This window comes from Acinetobacter sp. UBA1496, from assembly GCF_002324975.1.
Lineage (GTDB): Bacteria > Pseudomonadota > Gammaproteobacteria > Pseudomonadales > Moraxellaceae > Acinetobacter > Acinetobacter variabilis.
In genome coordinates, this window is the sequence record NZ_DCRI01000091.1 from 75624 (window position 1) to 97127 (window position 21504).

Genomic DNA, 21504 nt, shown 5'->3' on the forward strand with positions numbered 1-21504 from the left:
GTAATTGTCATCTTTGTTGCTTATTTTTATCTTATCCATCAGCAAAATGAATGTTATTTTTCATGCATTCCGTTTGAAAAAGGATTATGTTGAAAAGATACTCAATGATATTTTGCTCTATAAAGCTGCTTAGCTTGCGGAGCAAATCAGACAGTCACGCACAGCAGAATTTAGATTGTTTAATAGCCTATTGGGCTTAGTGAAAAGAAGGGTACGCTATGCACATGCCATCGCCTAATAATGTAGCTCCCGCTCAAGGTTTATACCAACCGGATGAGTTTAAAGATAACTGTGGTTTCGGTTTAATCGCCCATATGCAGGGTGATGCTAGTCATGATCTGGTCAAGACCGCAATTCATAGTTTAAGTTGTATGACCCACCGTGGCGGTATTGCTGCTGATGGCAAAACCGGTGATGGTTGTGGTCTATTGCTGGCAATGCCTAAAGAATTCTTCCGTGAAGAGGCCAAACGCTTAAGCGACATTACCTTAAGTGAGATTTTTGCTGTGGGTACAGTATTCCTGAATCTGGATCCAGCATTAGCCGCACATGCAAAACAAGTCCTGACAAAAGAAATTGAAGAAGAAGGCTGTCGTGTTATCGCATGGCGTGTTGTACCGACGAATAATGATGCGCTTGGTGAGATTGCAATGCAGTCTCTACCAGCTTTTGAACAGGTGATTGTTAACTGCCCAATCGGTGTAACTGAAGTTGAATTCAACCGTAAATTGTTCCTTGCGCGTCGTCGTGCTGAACAGCAGTTAGCCAGTGATTCATACTTCTATGTGACGACCTTATGCTCAACTGTAATCAGCTATAAAGGTCTGATGATGCCAGCAGCGATTGCTGACTTCTATACTGACCTGGCTGATGAGCGTCTGGCATCACATATCGTAGTTTTCCATCAACGTTTCTCTACCAATACATTGCCACGCTGGCCACTGGCTCAGCCATTCCGTTACCTGGCACATAATGGTGAGATCAACACTATTACGGCTAACCGTAACTGGGCAATGGCGCGTACGCCTAAATTTGAAAACCCGTTACTGCCAGGTCTGACTGAGCTGAATCCAATCGTAAACCGTACTGGTTCAGATTCATCTAGTCTGGATAACATGCTGGAAATTCTAGTGGGTGGTGGTATGGATCTGTTCCGTGCACTACGTATGCTGGTTCCACCTGCTTGGCAGAACGTTGAAACGCTCGATGCTGATTTACGTGCATTCTATGAGTTCAACTCTAAACATATGGAAGCATGGGATGGCCCTGCTGGTTTAGTTATCCAAGACGGTCGTCATGCGATCTGTATGCTGGATCGTAACGGCTTGCGTCCGGCACGTTGGGTCATCACTAAAAATGGCTACATCACACTGGCTTCAGAAATCGGTGTATGGGGTTATGAACCTGAAGATGTCATTTCTAAAGGACGTGTAGGTCCTGGCCAAATGCTGGTGATCGATACTTATACTGGTAAAGTGCTAGACACTCAGGATGTGAATAATCACTTGAAACGTATGCGTCCGTACCGTGAATGGTTACGTGAAAATGCTGTACGTCTACAAGGTAGCCCTGAACTTGAAGAATATTTATGTGAGCGAGGTTTGAAAGGTGACAACCTGAAAGCGGCACAGAAAATGTTCATGGTAACTTTCGAAGAACGAGACCAGTTGCTGCGTCCAATCGCTGAAAGCGGTCAGGAAGCTGTAGGTTCTATGGGTGACGATACACCGATGGCGGTTCTGTCACGTCAGGTGCGTCATGTATCAGACTATTTCCGTCAGCAGTTCGCTCAGGTAACGAATCCGCCAATCGATCCATTACGTGAATCGATTGTAATGTCACTAGAAACCTGTTTAGGTCGTGAACAAAACGTTTTCGAACAGGGTCCAGAACATGCAGACCGTCTGATTATTTCAAGTCCGGTTCTGTCTAATTCAAAAATGCATCAGATCCGTACGCTAGGCCGTACAGGTTATGAGATTGCAGATATTGATCTGAACTATGCTGAAACTGAAGGCTTAGAAGCTGCGATTGCTCGTATTTGCGAAGAATCAGCGCAAGCGATTCGTGACGGCAAAACTTTATTGGTACTTTCAGACAAGAAAATCCGTGAAGGTTACTTGCCAGCCAATGCTGTGATGGTCACTGGTGCAGTACACCATCATCTGATCAATACTGGCCTACGTACTGATGCGAACCTGATTGTTGAAACCGGTTTCGCACGTGATCCACATCAATTTGCCGTTCTGCTTGGCTTTGGTGCGACAGCAATTTATCCGTACCTGGCATATGACGTGATCAATGATCTGGTGGCTAAAGGTGAATTGCTGGGTGATCCGGTATATGCGCAAAACAATTTCCGTAAGGGGATTGAAAAAGGCCTGCTGAAAGTCCTGTCTAAGATGGGTATTTCAACTGTGGCTTCTTACCGTGGCGGTCAGCTGTTTGAAGCAGTCGGTTTATCCAATGAAGTTGTGAACAAATGCTTCGTAGGTGTTCCGAGCCGTATTCAGGGGGCAACTTTTACTGACCTTGAGAATGACCAGAAGCAACTGGCAGATTTGGCCTGGAAAAACCGTAAGCCAATCGATCAGGGTGGTATGCTGAAATTTGTCTTCGGTAAGGAATACCATGCGTTTAACCCGGATGTGATTAACTCACTGCATAAAGCAGTACGTTCAGGTAATTATGCAGACTTTAAAGAATATGCAGAGCTGGTAAACAATCGTCCGATTGCAACCATCCGTGACTTGTTCAAGCTGAAAACTGACAACTCAATTCCAGTGGATCAGGTTGAGTCTGTAGAAGATATTCTGCCTCGCTTTGACTCTGCGGGTATGTCTTTGGGTGCCTTATCTCCTGAAGCACATGAGGCGATTGCGATTGCTATGAACACCATCGGTGGTCGTTCTAACTCTGGTGAGGGCGGTGAAGATCCAGCGCGTTATGGCACCATCCGTAACTCAAAAATCAAACAGATTGCATCAGGCCGTTTTGGTGTAACTCCAGCGTACTTAACATCAGCAGAAGTACTTCAGATTAAAGTGGCTCAAGGTGCGAAACCGGGTGAAGGTGGTCAGTTACCTGGTGGTAAAGTGAATGGCTTGATTGCCCGTTTACGTTATTCTGTACCGGGCGTTACCCTCATTTCGCCACCGCCACATCACGATATCTATTCAATCGAAGATTTATCACAGTTGATCTTTGACTTGAAACAGGTCAATCCGCAAGCAATGGTATCGGTGAAACTGGTATCTGAGCCGGGTGTAGGTACGATTGCAGCAGGTGTTGCGAAAGCGTATGCCGATTTCATTACTATTTCTGGTTATGACGGTGGTACAGCAGCATCTCCATTGTCTTCGATTCACCATGCAGGTTCTCCATGGGAATTAGGTTTAAGTGAAGCGCATCAAGCACTTCGTGTAAACGACTTACGTGGCAAAGTGCGCGTTCAAACTGATGGTGGTTTAAAAACTGGTCTGGACGTCGTAAAAGCAGCGATCTTGGGTGCAGAAAGCTTTGGTTTTGGTTCAACACCAATGATTGCCTTAGGTTGTAAATACCTGCGTATCTGTCATTTGAATAACTGTGCGACCGGTGTTGCGACTCAGCAGGATCATTTGCGTCAAGAGCACTACATCGGCGAACCACAAATGCTGATCAACTTCTTCACTTTCATTGCTGAAGAAACTCGTGAATGGTTGGCGGCACTTGGCGTATCTAGCCTGAAAGACCTGATTGGTCGTACAGATTTGCTGGAAATCCTGCCAGGTGAAACTGACAAACATGCTCACCTTGACCTGAGCAAGCTGCTAGAGTCACATCCAGCAGCAGAAGGCAAAGCACAGTACTGTGAAGTACAGGGTAATGAACCATTCGATAAAGGTATTCTGGCTGAGAAGATGGTAGAAGAAATTCTTCCAGCAATCGAAGCAGGTACAGGTGGTGAATACAGCTTCACAGTAGGTAACTGTGACCGTTCGATTGGTGCGCGTCTGTCAGGTGAAATTGCCAAACGTTATGGCAACCTGAGTATGGAAGCACATCCAGTTAAAGTAAATCTGACTGGTACAGCGGGTCAGTCACTCGGTGTCTGGAATGCCGGTGGTCTGCACATTAGTCTTGAAGGCGATGCAAACGACTACGTGGGTAAAGGTATGGCAGGTGGTCGTATCTCGATCTTCCCGCCAAAAGGTTCTCCGTTCCAGACCCAAAATACTGCCATCATTGGTAACACCTGTCTGTATGGTGCGACTGGTGGTAAATTGTTTGCTGCGGGTACTGCAGGTGAGCGTTTTGCAGTTCGTAACTCAGGTGCCTTTGCCGTGATTGAGGGTGCAGGCGATCACTGCTGTGAATACATGACTGGCGGTATCGTGACCGTCCTGGGTAAAGTAGGCCATAACTTCGGTGCAGGTATGACCGGCGGTTTCGCTTATGTATTGGACCTGGACAATGATTTCGTAGATCATTACAACCATGAGTTGATTGAACTGAACCGTATCTCAACTGAAGCGATGGAAGAACATCAGACCTTCTTGCTTCGCATTTTAGATGAACATATTGCAGAAACAGGTAGTGCTTGGGCGTACAAGATCCGCCATGAGTTTGATTTCTATAGTCGTAAGTTCTGGCTGGTAAAACCGAAAGCAGCTAACTTATTGACCTTGTTGAAAACAACTCAAGCTGATCCACAATAATTCCACTACTGCAGATATAGGCAGACCTAAGGTAATGCGAATAAAGCCTTGGGTCTACCCACGGAGAGAGAGATGGCAGAGCGCCTAAATAATGACTTTCAATTCCTGGATGTCGCACGCCAAGATCCAGAGAAAAAAGAGATTGACGTCCGCAAAGCAGAATTTGTGGAAATTTATAAACCTTTCACAACTGAAGTGGCTGCAAATCAGTCACATCGTTGTCTAGGTTGTGGTAACCCGTACTGTGAATGGAAATGTCCGGTTCATAACTATATCCCAAACTGGTTGAAGTTACTTGCAGAAGGCCGTATTTTCCAGGCGGCAGAACTTTGTCACCAGACCAATACTTTGCCAGAAGTCTGTGGTCGTGTTTGTCCTCAAGACCGCCTGTGTGAAGGTGCTTGTACCCTAAATGATGGTTTTGGTGCAGTCACCATTGGTAATGCCGAAAAATATATTAATGATACCGCTTTCGCTTTAGGCTGGCGTCCAGACATGTCTCATGTGAAATGGACTGATAAAAAAGTGGCTATCATTGGGGCAGGTCCTGCAGGTCTAGGTTGTGCTGATATTCTGGTACGTAATGGTGTTAAACCAGTGGTATTTGATAAACGTCCTGAAATTGGTGGTCTGCTGACTTTCGGTATCCCAGAATTCAAGATGGAAAAAGACGTGATGAAACGCCGTCGTGAAATTTTCACAGGCATGGGTGTTGAATTCCGTCTGAATACTGAAATTGGTACCGATGTCACCATCGACCAGTTACTCGCTGACTACGATGCTGTCTTTATGGGTATGGGAACATACACTTATATGAAAGGTGGCTTTGCTGGTGAAGATCTGGATGGTGTGTATGATGCACTGGATTTCCTGATTGCTAACGTGAACCGTTGCCAGGGCTGGGAAAAAGACCCATCCGAATACATCAGTGTTGAAGGCAAAAAAGTCATTGTTCTCGGTGGTGGTGATACCGCGATGGACTGTAACCGTACTTCAATCCGTCAAGGTGCTGAGTCAGTGGTTTGTGCTTATCGTCGTGATGAAGCGAACATGCCGGGTTCACGTCGTGAAGTAAAAAATGCGCGTGAAGAAGGTGTGGAATTCCAGTTCAACCGTCAACCTATCGAAATCGTGGGTGAAAATGGCAAAGTAATTGGCGTAAAAGTAGTAACGACTCAACTGGGTGAACCAGACAGCCGTGGCCGCCGTAGTCCAGAACCAATTCCAGGTTCAGAAGAAATTCTGCCTGCAGATGCGGTATTGCTGGCATTTGGTTTCCGTACCAGCCCTGCAGACTGGTTCACTGACGTAGAAATCAACCTGGATGGTTCTGGTCGCGTACTTGCAGCTGAACAACAGCAATACAAATTCCAGACTTCAAATCCAAAAATCTTTGCCGGTGGCGACATGGTCCGTGGTTCTGACCTGGTCGTGACTGCGATTTGGGAAGGTCGTCAGGCAGCAGAAGGTATTCTGGATTATCTTGACGTTTAATTCGCTCCTTATCATTTTTAGAAAGACCCGCATTCAGCGGGTTTTTCTTTTTCTCAAGAAAATGGAGAGCAGCTAGAACGCTAAGCAGAGGAAAGAAAAAATTATAAAATTTAACAATACGGTTGAAAATTATGTTTAAAATCAAATTTATTAAATAAATATCAATAAAGAATTGAGGATAAAAGATGATCCCTGAATTAAAAAAATCTTTCATTGCTCTGATGTTAGCCAGTACCCTGACACTTACAGGTTGTGGCTATAACACCTTACAAGTTAAGGATGAGGCAGTAACTGCGGCATGGTCTGAAGTACAGAACCAGTATCAACGTCGTGCAGACTTGGTGCCGAATCTGGTCAATGTCGTCAAAGGCTATGCGGCGCATGAAGAGCAGGTATTGACTGAAGTGACTCAGGCACGTGCCAATGTTGCAGGTTTGAAAGTTGATCGTGAAGTGCTGGAAGATCCTGAACTGTTCCAGCGTTATCAGGAAGCTCAAGCACAAATGACCAGTGCCTTGTCACGTCTACTGGCAGTAACTGAAAATTATCCTGATCTGAAAGCCAATGAGCAGTTCCGTGACCTGCAGGTACAACTTGAGGGTACTGAAAACCGTATTGCGGTAGCACGTAACCGCTATATTACCACTGTACAAGATTTTAACTCTTATGCACGTCAGTTCCCGCAGGTAATGACGGCCAAAGTCATTGGGATGGATACCAAGCCAAACTTTAGTGCAGAGCAGAGTGCGCAACAGGCACCTAAGGTTTCATTTAATTAAGTTTGATCTTGGGTAATCACTAATAAGGTGGCTGCAATGATGCATATGAGCGCTGTAAAGCTTTGTACAGGTATATTCCTTAGTCTTATTATGAGCCTGATGAACCCTGCTTGGAGTGAAACAGCAACGGCAACCGATACAGAAGAAATCATTGTTGCACGTGAAATTTTGCAGCCTAAAACGAATACTACGGATCAAAATGTAGAATCTGCAGATACAGCGCCGCAGCCCCAAATTGCCAATGATATGGCAGAAGGTCAGGTTCAGCGCAACTTGCCTAGCATGAATGAACCGGTGATTGATCAGGCAAATTTATTAACGGCAGCAGAAAAACAGCAACTTAGTCAAAGAATCATTAATCTCTATCAGGCAGGTAAGGCTCAGATCGGCGTAGTAATTATACCTACCACGGGTCAGGAAGATATTTTTGACTATTCCATGCGTGTGGCGGATCGCTGGCAATTGGGCTCAAAAGAACATGATAATGGTTTGTTAATGACCATTGCGGTAAATGACCATCGTATCCAGATTTTAACTGGATATGGGTTAGAAGGCGTTCTGCCGGATATTGTGGCTGGACGGATTATTAATAACAAAATTACACCTTTGTTTAAGCAGGGTCAGTATGCGCAAGGGATAGATGCTGGGCTGGCAGAAATTGAGCGTATTCTAAATCTGGATCCAGAAATTGCAGCTCAAGCAGCAGCTGAGCTTAAGGAACGTCAGGAGCAGGCTTACAAAGCGCAACAGGCCTCTCAAGCGACTTTTGGTTCGGTTGTTTTTATTATCGTCGCTGGTGTCATTGGTTCTATGATCTTTGGCAGGAAGCTGAGTGCAGCGACTGCTGCAGTAGCAGGTACTGCAGCTGGATTAGTTAATGGCATGGGATTGGTCGCTAGCCTATTAATTGGTGCTGGAGTTTTCTTCTTGCTCGTGACCTCACTTGCTCAGTTGATCCTGCATGCCTTTATGGCAGGTGGAGGTCGTGGTGGCGGTAGTGGGCGTGGTGGTTTTGGAGGTGGCGGCTTCGGTGGAGGCGGCGGAGGTTTTGGTGGGGGAGGAGCATCAGGCTCATGGTAACAACTACAGATACAACAGATATTGTCACGCAGCCTAAGCTGGAAGAACATGCTCAACCAAGTTTTAAGCGCTGGGTTAAGCACTTCTTTTATATGCCTGCAACCAAGCGGTTTTTCTCTAAGCAAGACCAGAACGCGATTGCATTAGCTGTAGAAGAAGCTGAGCATGGGCACGTCGGAGAAATACAGGTGGTGATTGAAGGCTGTTTACCTTCTCGCTCTGCCTATTATCAGGATACGCTGTGTCGTGCCCGGCAGTTGTTTGCTGAGCTCGGTGTGTGGGATACAGAATATAATAGTGGAGTACTCCTGTATTTGAATCTTTGTGAACATAAGGTTGAAATCGTGATTGACCGTGGAATTAAAAATGCGACGACCCAACAAGTCTGGGATAAAATCTGCCAAAACATTATTCAGCATCTAGTCCAGCAGAAATTTAAAGACGGTGTAATTGAAGGTGTGAAACAGATTGGAAAAGTTTTAGATCAATACTATGATCGTAGAATAGATGATTTAAAGAATGAATTAGGGAATAAACCAATCATTCTGGGGTGATTCTGGTCAATTAATTGACAATTTTTGTCAGTTAGTTGACCAAAATAAAACATAATAATTACAAAAAGAAAAATATTTTTTTAAAGTGCTGTTTTTTCTGCCAAAATTATTATAATAAAACTTGGCACGTTTGCTGCTAAGTATAAATTAGCTTTTCTTTAAGCTTATAAATAAACAAAAAACATTTGTGGAGAATGTTATGAACGCTCAAAAAGGTTTTACTCTTATTGAATTAATGATTGTTGTCGCAATTATCGGTATTTTGGCTGCGATTGCGATTCCGCAATATCAAAAATATACAGCTCGTTCACAAATTACGGCTGCCTTAGCTGAAATTAGTCCAGCTAAAACTCAGTTTGAACTTGCACTTTCTGAAGGAAATTCATCAGGTTTATCTGCTGCAGCTATAGGTCTAAAAACTAGTACTAATAACTGTTCTCGTGTTACTGTTACAGCACCTGCGACTGGTACAACTGGATCAATTAATTGTGTATTACAAGGTTCTGCTACAATCACTGGTGCTACATTGACATTAGAGCGTAGTGCGGATGTGGCACCAGATGCATCAAATAATGGTGGTAATGTTGGTGGTTGGGCTTGTAAAATTGCTAACGCAACTGGTACTGAAATTAATACAGGTATAGCTCCTAAAGGTTGTTCAGTAGCTTAATAAGAGCTAAACATAGGCAAGGGCTATTTTAGCCCTTGTTTTATATATATGTATAAATATATAAGCATCATTAGTTTAGCTTTATTAGTTCTAGGTTGGCTATATCCATATCATTATGCTCCTTGGCTTGTTGCTGAAAATGAATTTTTTATATTATTAATACCTTGCTTTCTATCCTTGCCTTTAATAAGAAATAAAGAATTTAAAATCAATGAACTTTTTATTTTTCCTATCATTTTGTTGTTATTTTCTTTTATACAATATTTATTATTAGATTATTATTTTCTAGAAGACTTTATTTTGGTAAGCATTTATTCAATATTTATTCTGCTGGTGTTAATAATTAGTCAAACCCAAAAAAATAAAGAACATATTATTCTAATATTAAAAACAATTATATTTTTATGTTTAATCAATTCCATAATTATCTTATTTCAATATTTTAATATTAATAGTATTTTTATACTCGAACATACAGGCACTAAACGTTTTTATGGAAATATTGGACAACCAAATCATTTATCCACACTTTTTATGATGGGAATAGTGTCAAGCATATTACTATATAATAAAAAAATAATTAAAATACAATTACTATATATTATCTCCATCTATTTAATACTCTTTGTTTTTCTAACAGGCTCAAGAACAGGCGTTCTTGCATTATTATCTTTAGCTTTTTTAGGATTTATTTTTAGGACTAAACAAAGTATTAAATTTAGTATGACCTTTTTTGGAACTTTAATTCTAATATATTTTTTATCTAATTACCTTTTTTCAAAAAATTCTAGAAATTCTGTAAAAAACCTCAATGAAACAATAAATGATTCAAGATTAGCATTATGGAGCGATAGTATTAGTTCAATTTTAGCCAACCCATGGGTCGGTTATGGTATAAATGGAGTTAGAACATCCAGATTATTTGGAAATCTCAATTTTAAAACACCTTACGTATCTTCTCATAATCTATTTTTAGACTTATTTTTATGGTTTGGGGTTATTGGCGGCATAATTCTTAGTTTTTATTTAATCATATTTTTTATAAAGGTAATTAAAGATAAGACTTATGGTTATGAGATACTGCTATTTTTAACACCATTTATCATACACTCTTTGCTTGAATATCCATTCAGATATTTATATTTTTTAATATTTGTTATACCTGCATTATCCTTATCTAAAAATTTTAAGATTTATAAAATCAGCAGGTTTACTCTTCTAATTTTATTTTTAATTTACAATATTTTAATATCTATTTTTTATCTTGAATTTAAAAAATATTCGCGTGAAGCATTTTTTTCACAATCTCAAAAGTGTGAGATTTTTGAAAGTTTGGAAGCTCCCATTTTAATGGATTTAATGTATGATTATTCCAAATTATATTGTAACACATTAACTGAGCATGAAATGAGAAGAGTAATATATCGTTATGCTTATCCCATTCATATTCAATATTATATACAAAATGGTTTTTATGATGAAAATTTAAATCGAAGCAGAGAAGTGAGCTTTTAGTACTGAAGCATATCATGATAAATAAAAAGCAGATTACCCTTTAATCTAGTTTTTGTTTATCATGTGCCAAACTTCCACTGCTTGATATTTCCATGAAATTCATGCTTGCCCTCATCGCAGCTATCCTCATCTCCCTCGCATGGCTTATGCCCGTGCACTATCGTCCTTGGGTGACCTATACAGGTGAGCTGTATGCCTTTTTTGCACTATTTGCATTAGCTGCAATTTGCTTAAAAGAAAAATTAAGAATTCCTGTAGTTAGTTTGCCATTATTGATACTTGCCTGTGTCCCGCTGATTCAATTTCTTATGGGGCAAGTATTTTTCTTTAGTACCGCCATGATGGGCTTTATTTTTGTCTTTAGCTTTTGGCTCGCAAGTATGTTGGGTTATAACCTTTCAACAGGAGCTTATAATCGGGAAGAAGCCTTTATCAACCTTAGCTATGTGTTTTTAGCTTCAGGAACAATTACAGGTTTAATTGCACTATGCCAGTGGATGAATCTGGATACAACTTTGCCGGGCATGGTCAATATCAGTGGTACTCAGCGGCCTTATGCTAACTTCGCCCAACCAAATAATATGGCAACTTTTTTAGTCATGGCATTAATGAGTTGTCTTTATCTGTATGAAAAGAAAAAAATCCAGACCAAGTGGCTGTTTGCCTGCGCTGCTGTGATTGTGATGGGAGTGGCTTTAAGCCAGTCACGTACTGCATGGGTTGCCGCGACCGCAATTATATTGTATCTGGTGTTCTATCAATATAAAGGTATTATTCGCCTGAAATGGTATTACAGCATAGCGTGGTTCATCTTTTTTATTTCCTGTATTGTCGCTTTTCCATTATTGAGTCAGTTGGCTGTACAGACTATGGATGCACAGGTGGTGCAAAGTCGTGATGTTGTCTCCCGTGCCACAGGAGATATGTCACGGCTCGCCATTTGGGAACAGATGTTGGCTGCCATTCAGGCACAGCCGTGGTGGGGCTATGGCTGGTATCAGACCAGTGTCGCATTTGTCTCAATTACCGATACGGTACAGGGTCCAGTCTGGATCCGGAGTGCACATAACTTTATTATTGATTTCCTGATCTGGAACGGGGCAGTGATTGGTGTGCCTTTCCTGGCTTATTTCGGCTATCTGGGCTATCAAATGCAGCGCTGGGTCAAGACACCGGAGTCAGTCATTGGCATATTAATGATCGGTGCCTTTGTCACCCATGCCATGTTTGAGTTCCCACAGCATTATGCCTATTTCCTGCTACCAGTTGGTTTTATTATTGGTACAGTATTGTCACAGCGAGCTGATGTAACTAAACAGCTTGTCATGCCATCATGGTTGATGAAAGTAATCTTTATTACCGGTGTTATTTTAATTGCAGTGATTTACCGTGATTATGATACAGCGGTGCCAAAATTGGGGCAGAGCATCCGTTATGAATTAAAGCCTGGAAAAATTACCAATCAAAAGCCGATCTTCTTGCTGACTGAATTTAATCATCGTATTGACTGGATTCGTGTAAATCCCTATACCAAGATGAGTCAAAACGAAATCCATGAATATGAAAAATTAGTGGTGAGTTATCCAACTAAATACAACTTATTAAAATATATTCGGCTGCTTGCTTATAATGGTTATGTTGAGGAGGCTCATCATCAGCTCTGGCGTTTGAATACGATCCAAAAGACTGAACTGAGTTATGAAGATGTCCTCAAAGATATGCCGAAATAATTTGAATCTAATAAAAAGCCATCATCATGATGGCTTTTTTATATCTTTCAGAAATCAAAGCTGACTTTGAATATAGTTTTCGATACCAATACTTTCGATGAGATCTAGCTGAGTCGTAGTCCAGTCTAGATATTCCTCTTCTTTTTCCAGAATTTCACGTACTAGGTCTCGAGTCACATAATCCATTTGAGTTTCTGCTAAAGCCACTGCCTGCTGGATGGTTTCAATATTCTCTTTGACTTTGCGCACATCACATTGCAGCACTTCTTGCGTATGCTGACCGATATAGAGTTTGCCTAGGTGTTGTAGGTTTGGCAGACCTTCCAGAAATAGAATCCGCTCAATAATCTTGTCAGCATGCTTCATCTGGCGGATGGATTCTTTATATTCTGCCGAACCCAGTTTTTCAATGCCCCAGTCATTAAACATGCGGGAATGCAGAAAATATTGGTTAATTGCAGTAAGGTGGTGATACAACACCTGGTTCAGCTGATTAATTACATCACGATTGCCTTTCATCGTATCACTCCATATAGCCTGTTGACCCATTTATCGCTATGGGTTTTTGAATAACTTATCTTAAATCAATCGAGCGAGCAATGGCGAGTAATTTATTGAACTGCAAATGAAAATCGCAATCAAAAAGCTTCGGGTGAAATATAAAGCAATAAAAACCCGCCAGAGTCAGAGGCGGGGGAGGAGTAATGATACGAGACCATTGATTTTATAATTATCGTTATCCGCTTTAGGCAGCAACCGCTAGCCGGGCAGCAATCTGGGAAATTTCATCACTGATGATCATACGCGCTTCTGGAGCACAACGGCCACAACACGTGCCTAGGTCAAGCATTTCGCGTACATCGCGGTAACTTTCGGCGCCATTTGCAATAGCATCTTTAATGTCTTGATCTGTAATGCCACGGCATAGACAAACGTACATAGGATACAACCACAGTGAATAAATAAGATAAGAGATATTATTGATAATTGTTATCGTTTGTCAATAAAAATCATTTGAAAATGCTTTTTATAGTGATTGATGATTCAGATAAAAAAATACCACCTGATAGGTGGTATCTCTTAATTTTCTATAACTTATTGATTGATAACAACGATGCCATCCATCTCAACTAAAGCACCTTTAGGTAAACTTGCAACACCTAAGGCAGCACGTGCTGGATAAGGTTGAGCAAAGTATTCACCCATAATCTGGTTGACGAGCTGAAAATGAGAGAGGTCAGTTAAGAAGATATTCAGTTTCGCAATATCAGCCAATGAGCCACCTGCTGCTTCACAAACCGCTTTCAGGTTATCAAATACACGGCGAATCTGAGCTTCGATGCCTTCAACCAGTTCCATACTATATGGATCCAGACCAATCTGGCCGGATAAATAAAGTGTATCCCCGACTAGAATTGCTTGTGAATAGGTGCCTATGGCAGCCGGGGCATTTTCAGTATGGATCACTTGGCGGGACATCAATTTCTCCTTTTATCATCAACATACATCATATTAGATCAATTCAACTGACAAAAGCATTATCGTTTTAAATGATTAACTGGCTTTAGATGTTTCAGCAATATTGAGCGACTGTTCTAAGCGAGTAATACGTGGAAAACCAAAATGCATGCGTAAATCACGAATAATCTTGGCAATCTGTTTACGGTTATGCACCACAATATTTACATAAGTTTTGCCATCATAATTACGTACCATTTCTACACCTGTATGGCCTTTACGACATTGATAAATCAGATCGGAAATCTGTTCATCGTCCATGGCTTGATCAATACAGAGATAGGCAGTAAAGCTGACATCATCCAGATCTTCGGTCGTCCATTGTAGAGGCATAATATTTTCAGGATGCATATGTTGTTCCTGCAATAAATTATGACAACGGGCACGATGCACAATTAAGCCACGACGAGTCAGATGACCTTGAATTGGATCACCAAGTACCGGGTTACAGCAATGTGCATATTTAACATCTACACCTTCTGTACCCTGAATAAGGCGACCTGAACTATTTACATTTTGATGCTGATCATGTGCGAATAAATGGTTGGCAACCAGTTGCGGTAATAAGTCACCTACAGCAATCTGTTCAAATAGTTGTTCTTTAGTCGGTACATGGCGCCACTCCAGTACATTTTTCCAGTCAGCTTCGGTCAGATCAAGAATAGAACATTGGAAAAGTTTTAAGGCACGGTTAAGAGCCTGTTGACCGACAAGGCGCTGTTCATCAATATCCTGATCACGCAAAATATTCTGAATGGCACGACGGGCTTTTTGGGTATTAATAAAACTGAGCCAGTCCGGGTTTGGGGTTGCAAGAACATCGGTAATGACTTCAACGACCTGACCACTCAATAATGGTGTAGAAAGTGGTTTGGTTTCACCATTAATTTTGGCGCCAATAGCATGGTTACCCAGGAACAGGCTGGCGGCATAGGCAAAATCAACAGCAGTCGCACCTTGCGGTAATTCATGCAGATGACCGTGAGGGGTGTAAACCCAAATTTTTTCTTGATGCAGATAATCCAGTAATTCACTGAACGTAGTCTTGGCACATTCGCCATCAACCAATACGTTTAGATTTTGCATAGATGCCTGAATAGCAGAGCGGCAGGCTTGAGGCGCATTTTCGCCCAGTACAACACCAAAGCGCGCAGCTTTACGCATCAGTTCAGTTTGAATGGTCAGCGATAGGGTGGTCTCTTCACCTTTTAAGCGCATGGTTAATGACTGGTTGCCGCCTGGGAGGGGGCGACGGATATTGTCTTGATAATTTTGAACCGTAAAACTTTCAGTCAGGATATCGGCAAGGCGGTCACAGTCGGCAATGCTCTGTAAAATAATTTCAAATGCGTGGCTATGCGTAAGTTCCTGTAGATCAATATCATTTTTTACAAAATGGCGTAATAGCTCGATATTATTGTTTTTCTTTTTAACCCGGCCTTCAATCGCATATTGCTGTAGTAATTCGTTAAGTTTCTGTTCCCATTCGGCCTGATATTCACAACGTTTAGGCTTGGTTTCTAAAAGGGCGGCCTGGACATCATTGTACATATCCAGATCCAGATTCTGATAACAGAGATGTTCCAGATTATCTGCCATTTCATTCATGCCGACCAAGCGTGCCATTGGAACAAAAATTTCAAAGGTTTCTCGGGCAATACGGGCGCGTTTATCCGGCCGTAATGCTTCCAGTGTAGTCATGTTGTGATAGCGATCTGCCAGTTTCACAATAATGACACGTGGATCCTGTAGAGTCGCTTGCAGGATTTTTCGGAAAGAGGCTGCTTTATTATATTCTTTATCGCTAGAATGGCTGAGTTTGGTGACCCCATCAACCAGCTCTGCAACCGTGCTGCCAAATTTTTCAGTAATGTCATCTTTATTGAAGTCGGTATCTTCAATGACATCATGCAGAAGCGCTGCCATTAAGGTTTCAGTATCCAGACGCATATGGGCCAGAATACAGCTCACTGCGATAGGGTGCAGAATATAAGGTTCACCACTTTTACGAGTAATGCCATCATGGGCAATATCGGCATAATCACAGGCCGCAAGCACACGTTCGACATCGCTTTCACTTAAGTACGCGTCGATGATGATTTTTAACTGTTGCTTAGCTTCACTGACCTGTGGGCCTGGCATAAAACACCTTTAAAACTGGATTTTTTAACAAATAAAACAGAGAAAGCTCGTATGAAATGTATAACATAAAGTGGGTCAGTTTTTTCATATCAACGAGTGAAAAATTTATACTGACTTTAGAGCTAACCCTTATGTTATAACCGTTCTGCACAAAATATAAAAGTCACAGAACAAAAAAAGCCTAGTTTAAAACTAGGCTTTTTAGAATGGTTTATTCTTATTGGAAAGAAAAACCATCTAAATTTAGATTATTTGCAGAAAGTGCAAGGTCTAAACTTGAAGTTTGATAATCTTGATCACGTTGTTTCAAAATATCTTTTGATACATGACCTGCAGCGATTTCACGTAAAGCAACTACAGTCGGTTTGTCATTGTCCCATTCTACAGTTGGTTCAATACCTTGACGTGCCAATTGACGCGCGCGTTTGCTTGCCACTAGTACAAGCTCAAAGCGGTTGTCTACATGGTCTAAACAATCTTCAACGGTTACGCGTGCCATAAGAATTCTCGTTTTGAATAGTAAATTTCAACAGACTGCACAGTATAAAATGCTTTGTCTGGAGACTCAAGTTTTAATCACTGTTCGCTTGGAGTAATTAGAGCCTGGATCAATTTTTCATGGCGGGTCGCTTGCTGGGAAAGGACTAGTCGATTGGCAATAATCACAGATTCAAGATCATGTAATGCCTTATTAAAGTCATCATTGATAATGACATAATCAAAATTGACATACTGCTGCATGTCTTCGACTGCACAGCTAAGACGGTGTTCAATCACTTCAACAGAGTCTGTACCACGATTAGAAAGACGCTGACGCAAATCAAACTGACTTGGTGGAAGAATGAAAATCTGTTTAGACTCAGGAAAAAGTCGACGAACTTGTTGTGCACCTTGCCAGTCAATTTCAAGTAATACATCATGACCTTTAGCAAGTTGTTCTTTTACAGTCGCTTGTGCTGTGCCGTAATAATTACCAAAGACTTCGGCATATTCAATAAAACCACCTTCCTCGACCAGGTTTAAAAAATCTTCTTTGGTCGAGAAATGATAATGTACGCCATCGAGTTCGCCAGGTCGTTGACCGCGTGTCGTATGAGAAACAGAAACATGAAGATTGTTGACGCGTTCAAGTAATGCTTTAACGAGGGATGTTTTGCCCGTTCCAGACGCTGCAGAAACGACAAACAAGAGACCCGACATGATATTTTTCCTGATATGATAAAATATCTTCTCTATTTTAGAGTAGACCGGCTTTAAACTAAATAGTTGTACGTCGATTGTTTTACATTTATTTCAATTGTAGCGCCATAAATTGAGTGAGTATTGAGGATTTTTATGGAAATTGTTTTAGCTAACCCGCGTGGTTTCTGTGCCGGTGTGGATCGTGCCATTGCGATCGTGAACCGTGCCCTAGAATGCTTTAATCCACCTATTTATGTGCGTCATGAAGTAGTCCATAACAAATTCGTAGTTGATGACTTACGCCAGCGCGGTGCAATCTTTGTCGATGAGCTAGATGAAGTTCCAGATGACAATATCGTGATTTTTAGTGCACATGGTGTTTCGAAAGCCGTACAGCTTGAGGCTGAACGCCGTGGTTTAAAAGTTTTTGACGCGACTTGCCCGTTGGTCACTAAAGTACATATTGAAGTGACGAAATATGCACGCGAAGGAGTGGAAGCGATCCTGATTGGTCATGAGGGTCACCCAGAAGTTGAAGGCACCATGGGACAATATGACAAAAAAAATGGTGGTGAGATTTATCTGGTTGAAGATGAAGAAGATGTCGCTGCTTTAACGGTACGCAATCCTGAAAAAGTAGCTTTTGTCACGCAAACCACTTTATCCATTGATGATACAGCGAAAGTCATTGATGCGCTTCGCCAGAAATTTCCCCTGATCCAAGGCCCGCGTAAAGATGATATTTGCTACGCCACGCAAAACCGTCAGGATGCAGTGCGCGACTTGGCTGAACGTTGTGATGTGGTTCTAGTAGTAGGTTCTCCAAACTCTTCAAATTCAAACCGTTTGCGTGAACTGGCGGAACGTATGGGGAAGGCGGCCTATCTGGTCGATAATGCCGATGAGCTAAAGCAGGAATGGTTTGCAGGTAAATCTCAAATTGGTGTAACTGCTGGAGCTTCCGCCCCGGAAATTTTAATTAAGCAGGTGATTCAGCGTTTACAGGATTGGGGTGCACAGGCACCCAAAGAGCTGGATGGACGAGAAGAGAATATTACATTTAGTCTGCCAAAAGAGTTACGTATTCCTGTAACACAGGCTTAAATTGCCAACTATTTAACAATTTATTTTTTATTAAAAAATAAACAGATAGCTATAATATGACAGTTATCTGTTTTTTTATGCCTTTTATCTACTCTGTGTAGGTTTTGTAAAATTTATAGATATTATTTTTAATAGGGGAAAGTTTTGTTGTTTGGGGACGGGATGCGAAAGAATAAGGGATTTACGTTAATTGAGCTGATGGTGACGATTGGGGTGTTGTCGATTGTTGCCATGATAGCAGCGCCTTCTTTCGGGGATTTGGTTGCGAAAAGAAAATTAGATACTACTGCTCGCGATTTTGCTTTAGTTTTTGGAGAGGCAAGAGGGCAAGCAATTTCATTGCGGAAAAATATTACGATTAAGTTGACTTGTCCAACAGAAACAGATTCAGAGACGAGTGAGACAAAAGTAGTTTGCCCTGCAAATACGGCAACTATATTTTATTGGATTCCTCGAAATGATGATATTGAGCTTACAAGTGATGCAATTGATGTTGTTTTTACTGGATTAGGAACAGCAAAGCAGCGTGAAAAGTTTATAGACAATCCAGTTTGTAATCTGGTTCCTCCGGCTAGGACAACACCATGTGATACAAATCCTGATGATAATCCCAAGAAAATTCCTCAAATAGTACCTTTAGAATTTACTTTGTGTAATTCCAAAATTAAAACAAGCAAGACTATTTTTGTTTCGAAAACTGGCACAGTAGATATTATAAAAACGGGTGTATGTTGATGATAAATAGTACTAATCAAAAGGGCGTTGGTTTAATAGAAGTCTTGGTAGCTTTATTTATACTTGCATTGGGAGTATTGGGATTTTCGGCTTTGCAATTAAGAGCAATTGATGCTGCTCAAGAGGCAACTGAACATACTGTTGCAATGAATAATGCGCGGGATTTGGCTGAGCGCATGAGAGTTAATCGTACAGCCTTATCAGATTATAAAAATGCTATTAACAATGCTGTTTCAGTAAATGCATGTATTGGGGTTAATAAAGTTACTACTCCTAAAAATATAGAAATTCCTAAATGTGATTCCACTATGATGGCTCAACATGATGCCACAGAAATTTTGGCTAAGGCTTCAGATAATGGACAAACTGTAATTATCGAAGATTGTGTGAAAAGTACATTGAATTGCATATATGTTGCATGGGAAAAAACAAATATTACTGCCTCGGATCTTAGTAACTGTGTTGATATAACTACTGGTGCATACGTTGTGGGTTCTAAATGTTTAGTTATGGAGGCATTTTAATATGAAAATCTATACTAAACAGAGCGGTTTCACATTAATTGAATTGATGATTTCGCTTGTATTAGGGTTATTAATTAGTGCTATTGCCTTACAGTTATTTTTAACCAGTCAACGTAGTGTAACTATGCAGCAAGCCATGATGAATTTACAAAGTTCAGCTTTATTTGGATTAGGTTCTGTCATTAATTCTATTCGATTGGCTAATTTAAATTCTTCTCAACCATATATCAAAGATGATGTTTTATATGGAGGAGTGGTGTTATCACCAGCAAATATTTCTAATAATAAAGACGTCGATGGAAATTTAAATTTTACAATTAATGATAATTTATTATCTCGTGGTGGAATTGGTGAATCTAATTTAGAAGATCAAGCAAGTGATCAATTAGTTATTCAATATAAAGTCAGTACGCCTAATCAATTTGATTGTGAAGGTACGGGTTTAACTGTAAGTGACTATGTAGTAGAACGCTATTTTCTACGAAAAGACACAAATCGAAATGATCCAAACGAACCACTAGCATTGGCCTGTAAGGCCACTCGTTATACAGAAGATACTGCTAAAACAAATACAACATTAAGTGGCTTAAGTGGGAATGGAGAAATTATTATTCCACGAGTTGATCATTTTAGTGTGCGTTTAGGTGTAGCTTATGATGGTGCTAATGCACACTGTAATGCGATTACTAGCACTAAAAAAAATCAAAAAGAAGATGGTACGGAAGAGAGTGTGACAGAGAATATTGAAGCAGATTCACGTTTGGATTGTTTCAGTTATTTGGGTATTGAAGATTATCGATCATTAACTGGTGAAAAACCACAAATCGTCTCAATACAAATAGGGTTATTGGTTCGTTCTACAGATACAGTAGGGAATAATGAATTTTTTGATGAAGATAAACCATACAATGTTTTAAATACAAGTGCCATTCTTAATCTGGATAATAAGAATAATTTATATTTACGTAGTGTCGTGACCCAAACCATTGCTATTCGCAATGGCTTTGGTATTGAGTAGGGGGTAGGGATGAATAGGAATCCTAGAAATACTCAATCAGGAGCAGTCTTAATTGTAGTGTTAGTGATGCTAGTTCTTCTGACATTAGTTGGAACTTGGGCTATACGAGGAAGTATCAATTCTTTGAAAATTTCAACGAATGCTCAAGCTGAGGCTTTACTTAAGCAAACCAGTGATTCGGTATTTTTTACTTTAGAAAATAAAACTGATGATGAACTTGTTTTTACAAACATGCGTATTGGTGATGGCATGCTGAACTATACGTTAAGACCTGAAAATAAAGGTAAAGAACTTGTTTTCTGTATTCGCGGTGAAACTCCAGATAACTTTGTGGGAAGTCGTATTGCAAGTGTTACTTATTGGGAAGGCACGACCATCAAGAACACTGAAATGGGGAAAAATGGTTTCTGTCAGGTTAATCGTATAGGCGATTTCTTGAGTGGACGTAATGCTGTAATGACTCAAGTAAGTATTCGGGCTGCATCAAGTGACCGTGACTGGAAGCATCTTATGGAAGGGGATGATAAGGAAACCTCAAAAAGTACGGGCATTCAAAAAGTTGTTATTACAGCGACTTCTATCGTTCCTAAATTAAGTGAAAGTTCAGATACACAAATTAATAAATGTTTGAGTGATTATACAAGTTTTAAAGATCAAGTGGTTGAAAATGATACAGTTACTGATTGTTTGGCCAGTGTTAATGTTCCATACAGTACGCAAGAAATGGAATATACCTTGAAACCAGTACGTGCATCATAG

General features: G+C 40.7%; 19 protein-coding genes. 13 read left to right on the forward strand and 6 right to left on the reverse strand.

Annotated elements, in window-relative coordinates; genetic code table 11:
• Nucleotides 1–224: 224 nt before the first annotated feature.
• The 8 genes from gltB (at nt 225) to B3143_RS10190 (ending at nt 12522) form a co-directional block, all read left to right on the forward strand.
• Nucleotides 225–4700 (forward strand): glutamate synthase large subunit, encoded by a 4476-nt coding sequence (gene gltB, locus B3143_RS10155; RefSeq protein ID WP_286740392.1) that lies wholly within the window; start codon nt 225–227, stop codon nt 4698–4700.
• Nucleotides 4701–4772: 72 nt separating this feature from the next.
• Complete coding sequence (locus B3143_RS10160) at nt 4773–6194, forward strand: FAD-dependent oxidoreductase (RefSeq protein WP_286740350.1); 1422 nt, start codon at nt 4773–4775, stop codon at nt 6192–6194.
• Between the two features lie 185 nt (nt 6195–6379).
• A complete protein-coding gene (locus tag B3143_RS10165) occupies nt 6380–6973 on the forward strand; it encodes a LemA family protein (RefSeq protein ID WP_376745097.1) in 594 nt (197 codons plus the stop codon).
• A gap of 36 nt (nt 6974–7009) precedes the next feature.
• Nucleotides 7010–8053, forward strand: coding sequence for a TPM domain-containing protein (locus B3143_RS10170; protein WP_376745098.1), 1044 nt, complete (start codon nt 7010–7012; stop codon nt 8051–8053).
• On the forward strand, nt 8047–8607 hold the full coding sequence (locus B3143_RS10175) for a TPM domain-containing protein (protein ID WP_286740351.1): 561 nt from the start codon (nt 8047–8049) through the stop codon (nt 8605–8607). Before B3143_RS10170 ends, B3143_RS10175 begins: the two co-directional genes overlap by 7 nt.
• A gap of 199 nt (nt 8608–8806) precedes the next feature.
• On the forward strand, nt 8807–9277 hold the full coding sequence (locus B3143_RS10180; protein WP_286740352.1) for a pilin: 471 nt from the start codon (nt 8807–8809) through the stop codon (nt 9275–9277).
• A 48-nt stretch (nt 9278–9325) separates the two neighbouring features.
• Nucleotides 9326–10792: an O-antigen ligase family protein gene (locus B3143_RS10185; RefSeq protein ID WP_286740353.1), complete on the forward strand. Its 1467-nt coding sequence runs from the start codon at nt 9326–9328 to the stop codon at nt 10790–10792.
• 92 nt (nt 10793–10884) lie between these two features.
• Complete coding sequence (locus B3143_RS10190; protein ID WP_286740355.1) at nt 10885–12522, forward strand: PglL family O-oligosaccharyltransferase; 1638 nt, start codon at nt 10885–10887, stop codon at nt 12520–12522.
• A 54-nt stretch (nt 12523–12576) separates the two neighbouring features.
• Here B3143_RS10190 and bfr read toward each other — a convergent pair whose 3' ends face one another.
• The 6 genes from bfr to gmk all read right to left on the reverse strand — a co-directional run bounded on the left by bfr (nt 12577) and on the right by gmk (nt 17382).
• Nucleotides 12577–13041 carry a heteropolymeric bacterioferritin subunit Bfr gene (gene bfr, locus B3143_RS10195; RefSeq protein ID WP_286740356.1) on the reverse strand — a complete coding sequence of 155 codons (465 nt, stop codon included), beginning with the start codon at nt 13039–13041 and terminating at the stop codon, nt 12577–12579.
• Between the two features lie 226 nt (nt 13042–13267).
• Entirely contained in the window at nt 13268–13462 is a 195-nt protein-coding gene (locus B3143_RS10200) for a bacterioferritin-associated ferredoxin (protein WP_004787097.1), read from the reverse strand.
• A 155-nt stretch (nt 13463–13617) separates the two neighbouring features.
• Nucleotides 13618–14001 carry a RidA family protein gene (locus B3143_RS10205; protein WP_005233608.1) on the reverse strand — a complete coding sequence of 128 codons (384 nt, stop codon included), beginning with the start codon at nt 13999–14001 and terminating at the stop codon, nt 13618–13620.
• A gap of 75 nt (nt 14002–14076) precedes the next feature.
• Nucleotides 14077–16182: a RelA/SpoT family protein gene (locus tag B3143_RS10210; RefSeq protein ID WP_286740357.1), complete on the reverse strand. Its 2106-nt coding sequence runs from the start codon at nt 16180–16182 to the stop codon at nt 14077–14079.
• A 217-nt stretch (nt 16183–16399) separates the two neighbouring features.
• The gene (gene rpoZ, locus B3143_RS10215) at nt 16400–16681 is read right to left on the reverse strand and encodes a DNA-directed RNA polymerase subunit omega (protein ID WP_004650579.1); all 282 of its coding nucleotides are present in this window, start codon (nt 16679–16681) and stop codon (nt 16400–16402) included.
• Between the two features lie 77 nt (nt 16682–16758).
• Nucleotides 16759–17382 (reverse strand): guanylate kinase, encoded by a 624-nt coding sequence (gene gmk / locus B3143_RS10220; protein WP_004787090.1) that lies wholly within the window; start codon nt 17380–17382, stop codon nt 16759–16761.
• Between the two features lie 135 nt (nt 17383–17517).
• Here gmk and ispH point away from each other — a divergent pair, with 135 nt between their 5' ends.
• From ispH to B3143_RS10245, 5 genes are all read left to right on the forward strand, one after another.
• Complete coding sequence (gene ispH / locus B3143_RS10225; protein WP_286740358.1) at nt 17518–18468, forward strand: 4-hydroxy-3-methylbut-2-enyl diphosphate reductase; 951 nt, start codon at nt 17518–17520, stop codon at nt 18466–18468.
• A gap of 162 nt (nt 18469–18630) precedes the next feature.
• Nucleotides 18631–19203 carry a pilus assembly FimT family protein gene (locus B3143_RS10230; protein ID WP_286740359.1) on the forward strand — a complete coding sequence of 191 codons (573 nt, stop codon included), beginning with the start codon at nt 18631–18633 and terminating at the stop codon, nt 19201–19203.
• Entirely contained in the window at nt 19203–19727 is a 525-nt protein-coding gene (gene pilV, locus B3143_RS10235; protein ID WP_376745099.1) for a type IV pilus modification protein PilV, read from the forward strand. The genes B3143_RS10230 and pilV overlap by 1 nt, the downstream gene beginning before the upstream one ends.
• A gap of 1 nt (nt 19728) precedes the next feature.
• On the forward strand, nt 19729–20745 hold the full coding sequence (locus B3143_RS10240) for a PilW family protein (RefSeq protein ID WP_286740363.1): 1017 nt from the start codon (nt 19729–19731) through the stop codon (nt 20743–20745).
• 9 nt (nt 20746–20754) lie between these two features.
• Nucleotides 20755–21504: a PilX N-terminal domain-containing pilus assembly protein gene (locus B3143_RS10245; RefSeq protein ID WP_286740365.1), complete on the forward strand. Its 750-nt coding sequence runs from the start codon at nt 20755–20757 to the stop codon at nt 21502–21504.